The sequence below is a fragment of the Streptomyces sp. NPDC096046 genome, from assembly GCF_040303285.1.
Lineage (GTDB): Bacteria > Actinomycetota > Actinomycetes > Streptomycetales > Streptomycetaceae > Streptomyces.
In genome coordinates, this window is sequence record NZ_JBEOSZ010000020.1 from 100,012 (window position 1) to 117,063 (window position 17,052).

Sequence of the window (17,052 nt, forward strand, 5' to 3'; positions counted from 1 at the left end):
GTTTATTCCCCCGTGGTGTAATTGGTAAGCACTGTGGCTTTTGGTGCCATCTGTCCGGGTTCGAGTCCTGGCGGGGGAGCACACGCTCACCTTCGGGCCCTGATCGGCGACAGCCAAGTCAGGGCCCGCTCTCGTGCCCCCCACAAACCCCCCCCGGTATCCTGCGGATGTCACCCCACCCCATCCACAGCCGAAGGGCATCCCGTGAGCGCCAACCGCCCGGCAGCCGTCGTCGTTCTCGCAGCGGGTGAGGGCACCCGTATGAAGTCGGCCACACCCAAGGTCCTGCACGAGCTCTGCGGCCGCAGTCTCGTCGGGCACGTGCTCGCCGCAGCGGGCGAGCTGCAGCCCGAGAACCTGGTCGTCGTGGTCGGCCACGCCCGCGAGAAGGTCACCGCGCATCTCGGTGAGATCGCGCCCGACGTGCGCACCGCCGTACAGGCGGAGCAGAACGGCACGGGGCACGCCGTGCGGATGGGCCTGGAGGAGCTGGGCGGGTCCGTCGACGGGACGGTCGTGGTCGTGTGCGGGGACACTCCCCTGTTGACCGGCGCCACGCTGCGGGCCCTCGCCGGGACGCATTCCGCCGACGGCAACGCGGTCACCGTGCTGACCGCCGAGGTGCCGGACGCGACGGGCTACGGGCGGATCGTGCGGGACGACGCCACGGGTGCCGTCACCGCCATCGTGGAGCACAAGGACGCCTCCGAGGCGCAGCGGTCGATCCGTGAGATCAATTCGGGTGTGTTCGCCTTCGACGGCCAGTTGCTCGCCGACGCGCTGAAGAAGGTGCGGACGGACAACAGCCAGGGTGAGGAGTATCTGACCGATGTGCTCGGGATCCTGCGTGAGGCGGGGCACCGGGTGGGGGCGTCGGTGGCCGGCGACCACCGTGAGATCGCCGGGATCAACAACCGTGTGCAGCTGTCGGAGGCCCGTCGGATCCTGAACGACCGGTTGCTGACGGAGGCGATGCTCGCGGGTGTGACGGTCATCGATCCCGCGACGACCTTCGTCGACGTGACCGTCACGTTCGAGCAGGACGCCGTCGTTCACCCGGGCACCCAGCTGCTCGGTGTGACGCATCTGGCGGAGGGCGCGGAGGTCGGGCCCAACTGCCGGCTGACCGACACGCGCGTGGGTGCGGGTGCGCGGGTCGACAACACGGTGGCCACGGGTGCCGAGGTCGGCCCGGAGGCGACGGTGGGTCCGTACGCGTATCTGCGTCCGGGGACGCGGCTGGGTGCGAAGGGCAAGATCGGGACGTACGTCGAGACGAAGAACGCGTCGATCGGGGACGGGACGAAGGTGCCGCACCTTTCCTATGTGGGTGATGCGACCATCGGGGAGCAGACCAACATCGGCGCCGCGAGCGTGTTCGTGAACTACGACGGGCAGGAGAAGCACCACACGACCATCGGTTCGCACTGCCGGACGGGCTCGGACAACATGTTTGTGGCGCCTGTCACGGTGGGGGACGGCGCGTACACCGCCGCCGGGTCCGTGATCACGAAGGATGTGCCGCCCGGTTCGCTGGCCGTGGCCCGTGGTCAGCAGCGGAATATCGAGGGTTGGGTGGCTCGCAAGCGTCCGGGGAGCGCGGCCGCGAGGGCGGCTGAGGCGGCTTCCCGGGAGTCGGCCGGTGAGGGCTGACCGGAAACCGATGCCTCAAACACGGCGTACGGTGATAAGTGCACACCCGCACCCCCACCAGCTGAGACGGCCTCCGGCAAGCCGGCTGCGAGGTCTCTCGACACCCAGCTGCGAAACCTCTGAGGAGACAGTGCTGTGACCGGGATCAAGACGACCGGCGAGAAGAAGTTGATGTTCTTCTCCGGCCGCGCCCACCCCGAGCTTGCGGAGGAGGTCGCCCAACAGCTGGGAGTCGGGGTTGTCCCGACGAAGGCCTTCGACTTCGCGAACGGTGAGATCTATGTGCGGTATCAGGAGTCGGCGCGTGGTGCCGACTGTTTCCTGATCCAGAGCCACACGGCTCCGATCAACAAGTGGATCATGGAGCAGTTGATCATGATCGACGCGCTGAAGCGTGCGTCGGCCCGCTCCATCACGGTCATCGTGCCGTTCTACGGTTACGCGCGGCAGGACAAGAAGCACCGTGGGCGTGAACCGATTTCGGCGCGTCTGATCGCGGACATGATGAAGACCGCGGGTGCGCACCGGATCCTGACGGTGGATCTGCACACGGACCAGATCCAGGGCTTCTTCGACGGTCCGGTGGACCACCTGTTCGCGCTGCCGCTGCTGGCGGACTATGTGGGCCGGAAGGTGGACCGGGCGAAGCTGACGGTCGTGTCGCCGGACGCGGGCCGGGTCCGGGTGGCGGACCGTTGGTGTGACCGGCTGGGTGCGCCGCTGGCGATCGTGCACAAGCGCCGGGACAAGGATGTGGCGAACCAGGTCACCGTCCACGAGGTCGTGGGTGAGGTGAAGGGCCGTGTGTGTGTCCTGGTGGACGACATGATCGACACGGGTGGGACGATCTGCGCCGCGGCGGACGCGCTGTTCGCTCACGGCGCGGAGGACGTGATCGTGACGGCGACGCATGGTGTGCTGTCGGGCCCGGCGAGCGATCGTCTGAAGAACTCGCGGGTGAGTGAGTTCGTGTTCACGAACACGCTGCCGACGCCGGGTGAGCTGAGCGCGGATCTGGACAAGATCTCGGTGCTGTCCATCGCGCCGACGATCGCGAACGCGGTGCGTGAGGTGTTCGAGGACGGTTCGGTGACGAGCCTGTTCGACGATCAGTAAGAGTCGCTGGTCGGGTCTGTGTAGATCGTTTTGGGTGCGGCCTTCCCCTCCGAGTAGACTGCTGAAGTTGCTCGGCGAGGGAGGCCGTTTCCGTTTCGGGACGCGGCTGTCCGTTATCGACGCGCTCTTCGTAGCAGGCCGTTCGTGGCCGGGTGACCTCCCCCAAGCTCGAAAGAGCAGGGGGTACCCCCACCCGTTTCTGACTTCGAGGAGTGACTATGTCCGAGGTGAAGATCTCCGCCGCGACGCGCACCGAGTTCGGCAAGGGTGCCGCGCGCCGTATCCGTCGTGAAGACAAGGTTCCGGGTGTCCTGTACGGGCACGGTTCGGACCCGGTGCACCTGACGCTGCCGGGTCACGACCTGCTGATGGCGCTGCGTACGCCGAACGTGCTGATCGCGCTGGACATCGACGGCACGAGCAACGAGCTGGCGATTCCGAAGTCCGTGCAGCGTGACCCGCTGAAGGGCTTCCTGGAGCACGTCGACCTGCAGCTGGTGAAGCGTGGCGAGCAGGTGAACGTCGACATCTACGTCCACACCGAGGGTGAGCTGGCCCCGGGTGGCAACCTGCTGGAGCACGTGCTGAACGCGCTTCCGGTCGTGGCCGAGGCCACGCACATCCCGGAGTCCGTGACCGTCTCCGTCCAGGGTCTGACGGCCGGTGACTCCATCCTTGCCAAGGACATCCCGCTGCCGAAGGGCACGACGCTGGCCGTCGAGGAGGACACCGTCGTCCTTCAGGTCCTGGCCGCCCAGGCCGAGGAGTCCTCGGAGGGTGAGGAAGAGGGCGGAGAGGCCGCCGAGGCCTGATCCTCCGCTTCGTCGTTTCGTCGGCCGCTGTTCCCGTGCGGGGCAGCGGCCGACGCGTATGAAGGAGACATGGACGTGACGACCGATGCCGCCGCTCCCTGGCTGATCGTGGGACTGGGCAATCCGGGGCCGGAGTACGCGGGGAACCGGCACAACGTGGGTTTCATGGTGGCCGATCTGCTGGCGGACCGGGTCGGGGGGAGGTTCAAGCGGGCCGGGCGGGCGCAGGCGCAGGTCGTGGAGGGCCGGATCGGGCCTCCGGGGCCTGGGGGCACCTCCCAGGCCCTTAAGGCACTGGGGGAGAACCGGCGGGTGGTTCTGGCGAAGCCGATGTCGTACATGAATCTGTCGGGCGGGCCGGTGAACGCGCTGCGGGAGTTCTACAAGGTCCCGGTGGGCCATGTGGTGGCGGTGCATGACGAGCTGGACATCGGCTACGGGGCGTTGCGGCTGAAGCTGGGTGGCGGGGACAACGGGCACAACGGTCTGAAGTCGATGACGAAGGCGTTCGGTGCGGAGTATCACCGGGTGCGGTTCGGGATCGGGCGGCCGCCTGGGCGGATGCCGGTGGCGGATTTCGTGCTGAAGGATTTCTCGTCGGCGGAGCGCAAGGAGCTGGACTACTTCGTGGACCGGGCGGCGGACGCGGTGGAGGCGTTGGTCATCGAGGGGCTGGAGCGGGCGCAAAGCACGTACAACTCCTGACGTGTCGCCCACTGAGGTTGACGTGCCGTTCAGGCATGGCCAATGATCCCGGCCATGCCTGCCCATGCCGCTTCTTCCCGTCGGGCCTCGGCCGTTGTGCTGCGGTTCGGGCGGTTCGCCGCGATGGGGGCGGTCGCGGTGCTGCTCCTGATCGCGGGCGTGTGGGCCTCGTGGGGTACGGCGCAGCATGTGATGCTGACGAAGGGCCGGGAGCGGGGCACGGTCGAGGTGACGCGGTGTGGGCCGAAGACGTGTTCGGGCCGGTACACGCCGCTGTCGGAGGGTTCGCTTCCGCGGTCGCGGGTGGTGCTGGAGAAGTCGGTCGCGGTGGAGCAGGGCGGGGCCTACACGGTGGTGATGAAGCCCGGCGGTGACGAGGCGGTGCGTTCGGGCCCGGCGGGGGTCCTGTACGCGTGGGTTCCGCTGGGTGGTGCGCTGCTGCTGGCGTCGGTGGTGGTGGCGGGTGGTCTGCTGCGGACGCGGGCGGCGTGGGTGTTGGCGTTGTCGGGGGTGGCGTTGCTGACGGCCGCGTTCGTGACCGTCTGAGGGGTCGGGGCGTTCTCTCCTTCTGTGGAGGGGTCGAGGCGTTGTGTGTTCGTGATTGACGTGTTGCCTGGTGAGGCTGGAAGCTGAGCCGCCCCCTCCACATCTTCCCGTCACTTCTCGAAGATGGACTATCTCTCGATGCGCACTCTCTCGTGTTCGGGCGCTGTCTGCGCCGCCGCTTCCGCGGTTCTCCTGCTCGCTCCGGCCGCCGAGGCCACTCCGCCCGGTGACAACGGCACGGTGAAGATCCATGACGCCTCGACGGGTGAGGAGCTGCGCCGTAACGAGCCGCATGTGTGCACCTTCTACCTGGACGCCTTCGGTTTCGACGGCGGGCAGGAGGTGGACTGGCACATCGACGCCATCCCTCCGAGTGAGAACAAGGGGGAGACGGTGAAGTCGGGTGCGCTGACGCTGGACGCCCAGGGTCACGGTCGCAGTGCGGACCTGTCGCTGCCCGACGGGCACTACAAGCTGTTCTGGACCTTCGAGGGGGAGAAGGGATCCGCCAAGCACAAGGTGTTCTGGACGGACTGTGAGGACGAGCAGGAGCCGGGTGGCGCAACGCCGTCCGGGTCGGCGTCCGGGTCGCCGTCGACGGGGGCGTCGCAGGCCCCGTCGGGCGAGCCGGGCGCGTCGGGTGAGCCGGGTGTGTCGGCGTCCCCGAGTGCGTCGGCCGGTGGTGGTGTGCCGGTGTCCTCGTCGCCGTCGCCGCAGGGCGGTACGGACGGTGACCTGGCCGAGACGGGGAGCGGGGCGCCGGTGGGTCTGCTGTCGGGTGTGGCGGCGGTGCTGCTGGCGGCCGGCGGGTTCCTGGTGGTGCGGCGGCGCGGGTTCGGCCGCGGCTGACGTGGAACGGCCGTGCCCCCGAGCTCTGTACGGGCTCGGGGGCACGGTGGTGTCCGGGGTGGTTCAGCCGGTGTTGCGCAGGCCGGCTGCCACGCCGTTGACGGTGAGCAGGAGGGCGCGGGCGAGGAGCGGGTCGGCCTGTTCGGCGGCGGCTGCCGCGTCGCGCTGGCGCTTGAGCAGGGCGACCTGGAGGTAGGAGATGGGGTCGAGGTAGGCGTCGCGGATGGCGAAGGTCTGCTTCAGGACGGGTTCGGCGTCGAGGAGTTCGTTCTCACCGGTGACGCGCAGGACTTCGCGGACGGTGAGTTCGTGTTCGGCCTTGATGGTGTCGAAGACGTGCTTGAGCTCGTCGGGGACGAGGGTGTCGACGTAGTGCTGGGCGATCCGCAGGTCGGTCTTGGCCAGGGTCATCTCGACGTTGGAGATGAAGTTGCGGAAGAAGTGCCACTGCTGGTGCATCTCGTCGAGGACGGTGTCGAGGCCGGCTTCGCGCAGGGCCTTGAGGCCGGAGCCGACGCCGAACCAGCCGGGGACGATCTGGCGGGACTGGGTCCAGCCGAACACCCAGGGGATGGCGCGCAGTCCGTCGAGCGAGACGCCGGAGCCGGGGCGGCGGGAGGGCCGGGAGCCCAGGTGCAGGTCGGCGAGCTGGTCCACCGGTGTCGACGCGAGGAAGTACGTCGGCAGGTCGGGGTCCTCGACGAGCTTGCGGTAGGCGCTGTGGGCGGCGTCGGAGACGACGTCCATGGCGGCGTCCCAGCGGGCGAGGGCCTCGTCCGACTGGCGTGGGGCGGTGTGCAGGGCGGAGGCCTGCAGGGTGGCCGCGACGGTCAGTTCGAGGTTCTCGCGGGCGAGGGCCGGGATGAGGTACTTGTCGGAGATGACCTCGCCCTGCTCGGTGACCTTGATCTCGCCTTCGAGGGTGCCCCAGGGCTGGGCGAGGATGGCGTCGTGGGTGGGGCCGCCGCCGCGGCCGACGGTGCCGCCCCGGCCGTGGAAGAGGCGCAGGCGTACGCCGTAGCGGTGGGCGACGTCGCGCAGGCGGCGCTGGGCGCGGTGGATCTCCCACTGGCTGGTGGTGATGCCGCCGAACTTGGAGGAGTCGGAGTAGCCGAGCATGACCTCCTGGACGTCGCCCCGCAGCGCGACCAGGCGCCGGTAGGACGGGTCGGAGAGCATGTCCTCCAGGATGGTGTCGGCTGCCTTGAGCTCGTCGGTGGTCTCCAGCAGCGGCACGATGCCGATCCTGGCCCAGCCGGCGTGCAGGTCGATCAGTCCCGCCTCGCGGGCGAGGACGGCGGCGGCGAAGACGTCGTCGGCGCCCTGGCACATGGAGATGATGTAGGACTCGATGACCTCGGGTCCGAAGACCTCCAGGGCCTTCTTCACGGTCTGGAAGACCCCGAGGGTCTTCTCGCCGGGCGCGTCGACGGGGGCCGGGGTGGGGGCGAGGGGCCTTCTGGACCTGAGCTCCTTGGCGAGGAGCTTGGCGCGGTAGTCGCGGGGCATGTCGGCGTAGCGCCAGGATTCCTCGCCGAGCCGGTCGAAGAGCTGGCCGAGGGCGTGGTGGTGGGCGTCGGCGTGTTCGCGGACGTCCATGGTGGCGAGCTGGAGGCCGAAGGCGGCGAGGGTGCGGATGGTGCGGGCGAGGCGGCCGTCGGCGAAGAGGCCGCCGCGGTGCTCGCGCAGGGAGTTCTGGATGATCCGCAGGTCGGCGATGAGTTCGCCGGTGCCGAGGTAGTCGCGGCCGGCCACGTGGGCGGTGCCCTTGGCGAGGCGCTTCTTGGTGTTCTCCAGCTTCTGCCGGATGCAGGTGGCCTTGAGCCGGTAGGGCTCTTCGGCGTTGAGGCGCTTGTAGCGGGGGCTGATCTCGGGGAGGTTCTCCAGGTCGGCCTGGAGGGAGGTCAGCAGTTCCTCGGTGGCGCCGGCGTAGCGGATGGAGTTCGACAGGAAGCCGCGGAGTTCGTCGATCGTCTCCAGGGCGTCGTTGATGCCGTGCTCGTGCTGGAGGATGAGGACGTCCCAGGTGACCTGGGGGGTGACGTTGGGGTTGCCGTCGCGGTCGCCGCCGATCCAGGTGCCGAAGGTGAGGGGGCGGGTGTCGTCGGGGAGCTTGACCCCGGCCCGTTCCAGTTCGGCGGTGAGGTCCTCCAGGACGTCGCCGACGGCGCCGGCGTGCAGTTCGTCCAGGTAGTAGATGGCGTTGCGGGCCTCGTCGGCGGGCTCGGGGCGCACGACGCGCAGTTCGTCGGTCTGCCAGACGAGGTCGATGTTCTCGGCCAGCCGGATGTCGAGGCGGCGCCGGTCGGAACCGATGACCGGGGTCTCCAGGAGCGCGGCGATGCGCCGGAGCTTGTTCAGCACGGACCGGCGTGCGGCCTCGGTGGGGTGGGCCGTGAACACGGGGCGCACGTTGAGGTTGCGGACCGTCTCGCGCAGGTGCTCGGGGTCGGCGTCCTTGAGCCGGTCGGCCGTACGGGCGAGGAGTCCGCCTTCGTCGGCGCGGCGGGCGCGCAGCTCGCGGCCGCGGTGGACCTGCTCGGTGACGTTGGCCAGGTGGAAGTAGGTGGAGAAGGCGCGGACCAGCTTGGCCGCGGTGTCGAGTTCGGTGCCGCGCAGCAGCTCGGCGGCGGCCTCGCCGTCCTCTCGGGTGAGGCGGCGGACCTTCTCGACGAGTTCCAGCAGCTCAGGGCCTTCTTGGCGGACGAGGGTCTCGCCGAGGAGGTCGCCCAGCCGGCGGATGTCGGCACGCAGCTCGCTGCTCGTCGTGGTGGTCTGGTCGTCGGCACTGCTCACAGGTGCGGCTCCTTGCAGTAATCAGGAGGTGCGTCGCGAAGCGACTCCCTGAAAGGGCGGTGGTGGGCGACGGGTGGGATCGTCTGGGAGGGGAACCCGGACGGTGTCTCGCGCGGCGGGGCGCCGCTTACGGTCCGGTCGTCCGGGAAGAAATTCAGAGCGGACCGCGCTGTCCGACCGACTCCAGGATAGGTGTCGGCCGGACGCGCAGGGGCGGGGGCTCTTGCCGCCGGGCGACGCACTGCCATACTTACGATGCCGTAGGTTACGGAACCGTAGGAAGCGCGGTCTCCGGTGACCCGGCGACTCCTTCTCCATCCACATACCCCCCAGGGGACGCGTATGACCAGTAGTTCCGATGTGATCGAGGACGCCGCGAAGGCACCCGGTCAGCACACCGACGCCGCCACGGGCTCCGCGACGCTGGGCGGCGAGAAGAAGCGGTCCGTCGAGCAGATCGCCCTCCTCCTCTTCATCACCGTTCCGTTCCTCGCGCTGCTGGCGGCCGTGCCGCTGGCGTGGGGCTGGGGGGTGAGCTGGCTGGACCTCGGCCTGATGGTCTTCTTCTACTACCTGGGATGCCACGGCATCACGATCGGCTTTCACCGGCACTTCACGCATGGTTCCTTCAAGGCCAAGCGGCCGCTGAAGATCGCGCTGGCGATCGCGGGGTCCATGGCGGTCGAGGGGCCACTGGTGCGCTGGGTGGCCGATCACCGCAAGCATCACAAGTTCTCCGACGCGGAGGGCGACCCGCACTCGCCGTGGCGGTTCGGTGAGACGCTGCCGGCCCTGATGAAGGGCCTGTGGTGGGCGCACATCGGATGGCTGTTCGACGAGGAGCAGACGTCGCAGGAGAAGTACGCCCCGGACCTGGTCAAGGACAAGACGCTCCGCACCATCTCCCGCCAGTTCGTCCTGTGGACGGTGGTCTCGCTGGCGCTGCCGCCGCTGATCGGCGGTCTGGTGACGATGTCCTGGTGGGGCGCGTTCACCGCGTTCTTCTGGGGTTCGCTCGTCCGGGTGGCCCTGCTGCACCACGTGACCTGGTCGATCAACTCGATCTGCCACGCGGTCGGCAAGCGCCCCTTCAAGTCGCGTGACCGCTCGGGCAACGTGTGGTGGCTGGCGGTGCTGTCCTGCGGTGAGTCCTGGCACAACCTGCACCACGCCGACCCGACCTCGGCGCGGCACGGGGTGATGCGCGGCCAGCTGGATTCGTCCGCCCGGCTGATCCGCTGGTTCGAGATGGCGGGCTGGGCGTACGACGTGCGCTGGCCGTCACGCTCCCGTATCGATTCGCGCCGTAACACCGGGGAAGGCGGCTCCCAGAGGGGGAAGGAACCCGCCGAGGCGGCATGATGGTCGCTGTGGCGACCGACTCGAGCAGCACTCCCAGCAATGACAAGCCGCGGCGAGCGCGTCGCACCCGGATGACCGGTGCCGAGCGCCGCCAGCAGCTGCTGGAGATCGGCCGCACGCTCTTCGCGGCGAAGGGGTTCGAGGGCACGTCGGTGGAGGAGATCGCGGCGAAGGCCGGGGTCTCCAAACCCGTGGTCTACGAGCACTTCGGCGGCAAGGAAGGGCTGTACGCGGTCGTGGTCGACCGCGAGATGCGGCGCCTGCTGGACATGGTGACCAGCTCGCTCACCGCCGGTCACCCCCGCGAACTGTGCGAACAGGCGGCGTTCGCCCTGCTGGACTACATCGAGGAGTACACGGACGGGTTCCGCATCCTGGTCCGTGACTCCCCCATCCCGCAGTCGACGGGCTCCTTCGCCTCGCTGATCTCGGACATCGCCACGCAGGTGGAGGACATCCTCGGCCGCGAGTTCAAGAGCCGCGGCTTCGATCCCAAGCTGGCCCCGCTGTACGCCCAGGCCCTGGTCGGGATGGTGGCCCTGACCGGCCAGTGGTGGCTGGACGTGCGCAGGCCGAAGAAGGCCGAGGTGGCCGCACATCTGGTGAACCTGGCGTGGCACGGCCTGGACGGCATAGAGGCCAAGCCGCACTTGATAGGCCGCCGCAAGGCCTAGCGGGGTTCGGGGCTCTCGGTCATGCCGAGGACGTCGACGCGGTACGCCCGCTCCCGCTCCCGGGCGGGGCGGCGAGCCGGACACGGTCGAGGGCGGTGATCACCGGCTCTCCTTCCGGGCGACGGCGAACACGCGGCGGAACGGGAAGGGTGTGCCGTGCGGCCCGGCCGGATAGGCCTGGCGCAGGGCCGCCCGGTACTCGGCGACGAAGGCCTCCCGCTCCTCGGGATCGTCGGCGAGCGCGGTCAGCACGGGCCGCAGCCCGGTCCCCTTCACCCAGTCGAGCACCGGGTCCTCGCCCTGGAGCAGGTGGATGTACGTCGTCTCCCACACGTCGGCCGTGCAGCCGAGGGACGTCAGCCGCTCGTGGTAGGCCTCGGGGGCGAGGACGGCGTCGGCGTGGCGCAGGGTGCCGTCGAGCCGGGCGCGCCGGCGCGGGGAGGCGGCGAGTTCGCGCATGAGCCGGTGGCTGGGGGCGTCGAAGTTGCCCGGCACCTGGAAGGCGAGGGTCCCGCCGGGTTTCAGTCCGGCCACCCAGTCGGCGAACCGCTCGGCATGCCCCGGCACCCACTGGAGGGTGGCGTTGGCGACGATCAGATCGTGCGGCTCGTCCGGCGTCCATGTCCGTACGTCGGCGTGGCCGAAGTCGAGGCGCCCGCCGCCCGGGGTGGGCCCTTCGTGATCGACGTGGGCCTTGTCGAGCATCTCGGGTGAGTTGTCGTAGCCGGTGATCCGGGCGGTGGGCCAGCGGGCGGCGAGCAGCGCGGTGACGTTGCCGGGGCCGCAACCGAGGTCGGCGATGCGGGGACGGTCGGCGGGCGGGTCGGGGACGCGTGCGAGGAGGTCGCCGAAGGGGCGGGCGCGGTGGCCGGCGTGACGGAGGTACTGGTCGGGGTCCCAGGTGGGGGCGGCTGCGGGCATGGGTCCTCCTGGTGTCCTGGTGGTGACCGTACGGGACGTGCACCCAGCGTGATCGCGAAGATATCTCGATGTCAAGAAACTGGACGTCAAGAGACTCTACGTCGACACAACCACTACACTGATCGTCATGGAGGACGAGGTCGATCGGCTGGTCGCAGCGTGGCGCCGGGAGCGCCCGGACCTCGACGTGGAACCGCTCGAGGTGCTCAGCCGCGTCAGCAGACTGGCCCGGCACCTGGACCGGGCGCGACGGCTGGCGTTCTCGGAGCACGGCCTGGAGCCGTGGGAGTTCGACGTGCTGACGGCCCTGCGCCGCGCCGGCACGCCGTACCAGCTGTCGCCGGGGCAGCTCCTCACGCAGACCCTGGTCACCTCGGGCACGATGACGAACCGCATCGACCGCCTGGCGAAGAAGGATCTGGTGGAACGGCTCCCCGACCCCAGCGACCGCCGGGGCGTCCTGGTCCGGCTGACGGACGAGGGCCGGGACCGCGCGGACCAGGCCCTGGCGGGCCTGCTGGACCAGGAGCGCGCGATCCTCGCCGAGCTCTCCCGGGCCCAGCGCGGCGAACTGGCGGGGCTGCTACGCCAGCTGACCGCCCCGTTCGACAACATCCCCGGTTAGGTCGGCGGGTCCGACCCCGGCCCGCCGGGCCAGGGCGACGGCGGCGAGCGTGGAATGCACGCCGAGTTTGCCCAGGACGTTCTGCATGTGCGTCCGCACGGTGTGCGGCGACAGATACAGGCGCTCGGCGACGGCCTTGCGCCCCAGCCCCGCGACCATGCACCGCAGCACCTCCCGCTCACGCGGAGTGAGGGACTCGACGAGCCGCTCGCTCTCGGTGCGGTGCTTGCGGGCGGCGGTGAGCTCCCGCAGCACACCGGTCAGCAGGGCGGGCGGCAGATGCGTCTCCTCCCGCAGCACGCCCCGGATGACCGTGAGCAGCCGGGACAGCGAGCAGTCCTTGGCGACCCAGCCGGAGGCGCCGGCCTGCAGGGCGAGCGCGGCACGCCGCGGGTCGTCCTTCTCGGCGAGCACCACGATCCGTACGTTCGGCTGCGCGGCACGCACCCCCGTGACGAGGGAGATCCCGTCGACGAGCCCGTCCTCGTTGCCCTCCTGCACGGGTACGGCCGGGCGGGTGCCCGGCACCCTGCCGCCCAGATCGGCGTCCACGAGCAGCACGTCGAACCGCCGCCCCTCGGCGACCGCCCGCTCCAGGCTGCGCAGCGCGGCCGGACCGCTGCCGGCCGCGGAGACGTCGACATCGGGCTCGGCGGCCAGGGCCGCCGCGAGTGACTCGGCGAAGATGCGATGGTCGTCGACGACCAGGACTCGGATACGAACCACGAAACCCCCTTACCCGAGCTCTTGAAGAGCAGGGGATACCCCTACGTCGGAGGAGGACACCGCTCGGGTACGACGCCGGGGTGTCCGATCTGCCACGTCCGACCGTCCGTCCTTGCCGCAGCAGCCTGTTCGGGTCGCCGCAGCCGCACGGCCGCCGCCGTGCAGTAACCGCTACCCCCACCCCGGGCGTCGTACCCGGCTGTCTCGCCCCCTGATCGGCACCGGCCCCCACCGGTGCTGTTCATCAGGGTACGGGCGGGGGCCCGGAGCGGAAGGTTATTTGCAGAACTGACTGTCCGGCGCGTTTATGGTGTGCCGCATGTTCCGTCTTGAGACAGAAGTCGACAAGGCCCGACGTGATCTGCTCCGCACCCGCCTGCGGGACACGAACACAGCCGCCTCTCCGATCCTGCGCGCCCTGCGCGGGACACCGGACGAAAGGGACGCCCCCTTGCATGTGTGGGCTGTGAACGACCGGGACGAGGGCCTCGCCGGCGGCCTGGTCGGCCACACCTGGGCGACATGGCTCCACGTGACCTACCTCTGGGTCGACGAACGCCACCGCGGCAGGGGCCTGGGCGCACGGTTGCTCGCGGAGGCGGAACACATCGCGACATCGTCGCGCGGCTGCCGCTCGGCCCGCCTGGAGACCTGGGACTTCCAGGCACCGCGGTTCTACGAGAAGCAGGGGTACCGGGTGGTGTGCGCGGTGCCGGACTACCCGCCGGGGATCACGGAGTACATGCTGACGAAGCGGCTGCGCCGAACGGCGCGGCCCGCCGGCTGAAGGCAGCGGTCACCCCGCAGACCTCGTGGGCGGGGTCCTGCGGCGCGCGGGGCGAGCTGCCGGACGGTGCCCACATCGTCGACGAGGCGACCGGCGAGGTGACCGTCGTCGAGGCGGTCCAGGCGGTGACGGTCCAGGAGATCCGGTCCGTCGCCGCTGACGACGGCGGGAGCGGTGCCCCGGCCACAGGGGAGGGCGCCGCTCTCGGGGGGTCAGTGCACTCGGCCGGCGCCCGCCGACGGGACCGCTTCGAAGACGCGGGGGGCCGTGAAGCCCGCCGTCGCGAAGGCCTCCGTCACCACCTTGGTGAGGGCGTCCACGTCCTGCTCCTCCGCGAGGACGATCGCCGAGCCGCCGAAGCCGCCGCCCGTCATCCGGGCGCCCAGGGCGCCGGCGGCCAGGGCCGTGTCGACGACCAGGTCGAGTTCGGGGCAGGAGATGCGGAAGTCGTCGCGCAGGGAGGCGTGGCCCTCGATCAGGATCGGGCCGATCGCGCGGGTGTCGCCCGCTTCCAGCAGCGACACGACCCGTTCGACGCGCTCGTTCTCCGTGACGATGTGGCGGACCAGGCGGCGGACCTCCTCCTCGTCGCCCAGGCGGTCCAGGGCCGCGTCCAGCCCGGCGTGCGGGACGTCGCGCAGCGCGTCGACGCCGAGCAGGGCCGCGCCCTTCTCGCAGCCGGCGCGGCGCTTGCCGTACTCGCCCTCGCTGTGGGAGTGCTTGACCTGCGTGTCGACCACGAGCAGGCGCATGCCCTCGGCCGCCAGGTCGAAGGGGATCTGGCGCTGGGAGAGGTCGCGGGTGTCGAGGAACAGGGCGTGCCCGGCCTCGCAGCAGGCCGACGCCGTCTGGTCCATGATGCCGACCGGAGCACCGACGTAGACGTTCTCGGCGCGCTGGCACAGGCGGGCCAGCTGCCAGCCCTTCAGGCCCAGTTCGTACAGGTCGTTGAGGGCCAGCGCGACCACGACCTCCAGCGCCGCCGACGACGACAGGCCCGCGCCGGAGGGGACCGTCGAGGCGAGGTGGATGTCGGCGCCGGTGACCGGGTGGCCGGCCTCGCGCAGCGCCCACAGGACCCCGGCCGGGTACGCCGTCCAGTTGCGGTCCGTGTCCGGCGCCAGCTCCTCGACGCGCAGCTCCACGACCCCGCCCTCGACGTCCGCCGAGTGCAGGCGCAGCACGCCGTCCGCGCGCCGGGAGACGGCCGCCACTGCGGTGTGCGGCAGCGCGAAGGGCATCACGAAGCCGTCGTTGTAGTCGGTGTGCTCACCGATGAGGTTGACGCGGCCCGGGGCCGCCCAGACACCCTCCGGGGCGGCTCCGTACAGCTCTTCGAAACCGTCCCGCACCTGCTGTGCGCCCACTACTGCTCCCTCGAGGTGTTCCGTGCGAAGTCCCACGCGTCCGCGACGATGCCCGCGAGGTCCGCGCGGGACGGGTTCCAGCCCAGCTTCTCGCGGGCCGTGGCGGCCGATGCCACCAGGATCGCCGGGTCGCCGCCCCGGCGGGGTGCGACCACTTCCGGAATCGGGTGGCCCGTCACGGTGCGGACCGTTTCGATGACCTCGCGGACCGAGAAGCCGTTGCCGTTGCCGAGGTTGCAGATCAGGTGCTCGCCGGGGGCGGCGGCCCGCAGCGCCAGCAGATGGGCCTCGGCCAGGTCCGCGACGTGGATGTAGTCGCGCACGCAGGTGCCGTCCGGCGTCGGGTAGTCGTCGCCGAAGACCGAGATCGCCTCGCGCCTGCCCTGCGCGACCTGGAGGACCAGCGGGATCAGGTGGGACTCGGGGTCGTGGCGCTCGCCGTACGCGCCGTAGGCGCCCGCGACGTTGAAGTAGCGGAGCGACACCGCGCCCAGTCCGTGCGCCGCCGCCTCTCCCGTGATCATGTGGTCGACCGCGAGCTTCGAGGCGCCGTACGGGTTGGTCGGGGACGTGGGCGCCGACTCGACGATCGGGACCTGCTCCGGCTCGCCGTACGTCGCCGCGGTCGACGAGAAGACCAGCTTGCGGACGCCCGCCTCGCGCATCGCGGCCAGCAGCGCCATGGTGCCGCCGACGTTGTTGTCCCAGTACTTCTCCGGCTTCGCGACCGACTCGCCGACCTGGGAGGACGCGGCGAAGTGCAGCACGCCGTCGAAGGAGGAGTCCAGCCACTTGGCGGCGTCGCGGATGTCGCCCTCGACGAACTCCGCGCCCGCCGGGACGCCCTCGCGGAAGCCCGTGGAGAGGTTGTCGAGGACGACGACCTCGTGACCGGCCTCCAGCAGGTGCTGCGCGACCACGCTGCCGACGTATCCCGCGCCGCCCGTCACCAGGTACTTCCCGCTCATGAACTCGCTACCTCTCGCAGTCGCTCGGCCGCACGCTCCGGCGGCACGTCGTTGATGAACACGTTCATGCCGGACTCGGAACCCGCGAGGAACTTCAGCTTGCCGGAAGTGCGGCGGATGGTGAAAAGCTCGAGGTGGAGCGCGAAGTCCTCGCGCACGACCCCGTCGAACTCCTCCAGCGCGCCGAACGGGGCCTGGTGCCAGGCCGCGATGTACGGCGTCGGAGGCTCACCCTCCCCGAAGATCCGGTCGAAGCGCCTCAAGAGTTCCAGATAGACCTGGGGGAACTCTGTGCGCGCGCCCTCGTCCAGCCCGAGCAGGTCGGGCACGCGGCGCTTGGGGTAGAGGTGCACCTCGTACGGCCAGTGCGCCGCGTAGGGCACGAAGGCGACCCAGTGGTCACCCTCCAGGACGACCCGCTCACCGGCGAGTTCACGCTCCAGGACGGTGTCGAAGAGGTTCTCCCCGCCGGTCATCTCCTTGTGGGCCGCGACGGAGCGGAGCATCAGCGCGGTGCGGGGCGTGGTGAAGGGATAGGCGTAGATCTGGCCGTGCGGATGCCCGAGGGTGACGCCGATCTCGGCGCCCCGGTTCTCGAAGCAGAACACCTGCTCGACGGCGGGGAGGTGGGACAGCTCCGACGTGCGGTCCGTCCAGGCCTCCAGCACCAGACCCGCCTGCTCCTCGGTGAGCTCGCCGAAGGACGCGTTGTGGTCGGAGGTGAAGCAGACGACCTCGCAGCGGCCCGAGTCGCCGGCGAGCGAGGGGAAGCGGTTCTCGAAGACGACGACGTCGTACGAGGAGTCCGGGATCTCGCTCAGGCGGTCGCCCTCGGAGGGGCACAGGGGGCACTCGTCGGCCGGGGGGTGGTAGGTGCGGCCCTGGCGGTGCGAGGCGATGGCGACGGAGTCGCCGAGCAGGGGGTCGCGGCGGACCTCGGACGTGGTGACGGTGGGGTCCAGCGGGCGGCGGTCGGTCGCGTCCCGCACGGTGTCGTCACGCAGGTCGTAGTAGATGAGCTCCCGACCGTCGGCCAGTCGGGTCGAGGTCTTCTTCACGCCGGACTCCTCATCCTTCAAACATAACCCAACACACCTAAACACGGCTCACCCCAATCGTCAACATCACAATCAAACAAAGAACGT

16 protein-coding genes and 1 tRNA gene are annotated in these 17,052 nt (G+C 70.1%); 11 read left to right on the forward strand and 6 right to left on the reverse strand.

Features of this window, described 5'->3' with window-relative positions:
- Positions 1-6 precede the first annotated feature (6 nt).
- From ABTX62_RS19380 to ABTX62_RS19410, 7 genes are all read left to right on the forward strand, one after another.
- Positions 7-79, forward strand: a tRNA-Gln gene (locus ABTX62_RS19380).
- A gap of 125 nt (positions 80-204) precedes the next feature.
- Positions 205-1,653 carry a bifunctional UDP-N-acetylglucosamine diphosphorylase/glucosamine-1-phosphate N-acetyltransferase GlmU gene (gene glmU, locus ABTX62_RS19385; RefSeq protein ID WP_352117295.1) on the forward strand — a complete coding sequence of 483 codons (1,449 nt, stop codon included), beginning with the start codon at positions 205-207 and terminating at the stop codon, positions 1,651-1,653.
- Positions 1,654-1,788: 135 nt separating this feature from the next.
- Positions 1,789-2,769: a ribose-phosphate diphosphokinase gene (locus ABTX62_RS19390; RefSeq protein WP_352117296.1), complete on the forward strand. Its 981-nt coding sequence runs from the start codon at positions 1,789-1,791 to the stop codon at positions 2,767-2,769.
- Positions 2,770-2,987: 218 nt separating this feature from the next.
- Positions 2,988-3,581: a 50S ribosomal protein L25/general stress protein Ctc gene (locus ABTX62_RS19395; protein ID WP_352117297.1), complete on the forward strand. Its 594-nt coding sequence runs from the start codon at positions 2,988-2,990 to the stop codon at positions 3,579-3,581.
- A 69-nt stretch (positions 3,582-3,650) separates the two neighbouring features.
- Positions 3,651-4,286 (forward strand): aminoacyl-tRNA hydrolase, encoded by a 636-nt coding sequence (pth, locus tag ABTX62_RS19400; protein WP_352117298.1) that lies wholly within the window; start codon positions 3,651-3,653, stop codon positions 4,284-4,286.
- 54 nt (positions 4,287-4,340) lie between these two features.
- Complete coding sequence (locus ABTX62_RS19405; RefSeq protein WP_352117299.1) at positions 4,341-4,832, forward strand: hypothetical protein; 492 nt, start codon at positions 4,341-4,343, stop codon at positions 4,830-4,832.
- A gap of 138 nt (positions 4,833-4,970) precedes the next feature.
- Positions 4,971-5,681, forward strand: coding sequence for an LPXTG cell wall anchor domain-containing protein (locus tag ABTX62_RS19410; RefSeq protein ID WP_352117300.1), 711 nt, complete (start codon positions 4,971-4,973; stop codon positions 5,679-5,681).
- A gap of 63 nt (positions 5,682-5,744) precedes the next feature.
- Here the strand turns inward: ABTX62_RS19410 and ppc are convergent, their stop codons facing one another.
- The gene (gene ppc, locus ABTX62_RS19415) at positions 5,745-8,477 is read right to left on the reverse strand and encodes a phosphoenolpyruvate carboxylase (RefSeq protein ID WP_352117301.1); all 2,733 of its coding nucleotides are present in this window, start codon (positions 8,475-8,477) and stop codon (positions 5,745-5,747) included.
- Between the two features lie 342 nt (positions 8,478-8,819).
- Here ppc and ABTX62_RS19420 point away from each other — a divergent pair, with 342 nt between their 5' ends.
- Both ABTX62_RS19420 and ABTX62_RS19425 read left to right on the forward strand, forming a co-directional pair.
- Complete coding sequence (locus ABTX62_RS19420) at positions 8,820-9,839, forward strand: acyl-CoA desaturase (RefSeq protein WP_352117302.1); 1,020 nt, start codon at positions 8,820-8,822, stop codon at positions 9,837-9,839.
- Entirely contained in the window at positions 9,836-10,513 is a 678-nt protein-coding gene (locus tag ABTX62_RS19425; protein WP_053675827.1) for a TetR/AcrR family transcriptional regulator, read from the forward strand. The genes ABTX62_RS19420 and ABTX62_RS19425 overlap by 4 nt, the downstream gene beginning before the upstream one ends.
- A 99-nt stretch (positions 10,514-10,612) precedes the next feature.
- Here ABTX62_RS19425 and ABTX62_RS19430 read toward each other — a convergent pair whose 3' ends face one another.
- Positions 10,613-11,434 (reverse strand): trans-aconitate 2-methyltransferase, encoded by an 822-nt coding sequence (locus ABTX62_RS19430; RefSeq protein ID WP_352117303.1) that lies wholly within the window; start codon positions 11,432-11,434, stop codon positions 10,613-10,615.
- A 127-nt stretch (positions 11,435-11,561) separates the two neighbouring features.
- Between ABTX62_RS19430 and tamR the strand changes: the two genes are divergently transcribed.
- Complete coding sequence (tamR, locus tag ABTX62_RS19435; protein ID WP_215120920.1) at positions 11,562-12,059, forward strand: MarR family transcriptional regulator TamR; 498 nt, start codon at positions 11,562-11,564, stop codon at positions 12,057-12,059.
- On the opposite strand, the gene ABTX62_RS19440 is transcribed toward tamR, so the two are convergent.
- Entirely contained in the window at positions 12,018-12,785 is a 768-nt protein-coding gene (locus ABTX62_RS19440) for a LuxR C-terminal-related transcriptional regulator (protein WP_352117304.1), read from the reverse strand. The genes tamR and ABTX62_RS19440 overlap by 42 nt on opposite strands.
- 307 nt (positions 12,786-13,092) lie before the next feature.
- Here ABTX62_RS19440 and ABTX62_RS19445 point away from each other — a divergent pair, with 307 nt between their 5' ends.
- Positions 13,093-13,572 carry a GNAT family N-acetyltransferase gene (locus tag ABTX62_RS19445; RefSeq protein ID WP_352117305.1) on the forward strand — a complete coding sequence of 160 codons (480 nt, stop codon included), beginning with the start codon at positions 13,093-13,095 and terminating at the stop codon, positions 13,570-13,572.
- A 212-nt stretch (positions 13,573-13,784) separates the two neighbouring features.
- Here the strand turns inward: ABTX62_RS19445 and galK are convergent, their stop codons facing one another.
- Genes galK through galT form a run of 3 tightly spaced genes read right to left on the reverse strand, consistent with a single transcriptional unit; the run spans position 13,785 to position 16,965 of the window.
- Positions 13,785-14,939 (reverse strand): galactokinase, encoded by a 1,155-nt coding sequence (gene galK, locus ABTX62_RS19450; protein WP_352117306.1) that lies wholly within the window; start codon positions 14,937-14,939, stop codon positions 13,785-13,787.
- Positions 14,939-15,907, reverse strand: a complete 969-nt coding sequence (gene galE / locus ABTX62_RS19455; protein ID WP_352117307.1) for a UDP-glucose 4-epimerase GalE — start codon at positions 15,905-15,907, stop codon at positions 14,939-14,941. The genes galK and galE overlap by 1 nt, the downstream gene beginning before the upstream one ends.
- A complete protein-coding gene (gene galT, locus ABTX62_RS19460; protein ID WP_352117308.1) occupies positions 15,904-16,965 on the reverse strand; it encodes a galactose-1-phosphate uridylyltransferase in 1,062 nt (353 codons plus the stop codon). Before galT ends, galE begins: the two co-directional genes overlap by 4 nt.
- Positions 16,966-17,052: the final 87 nt, after the last annotated feature.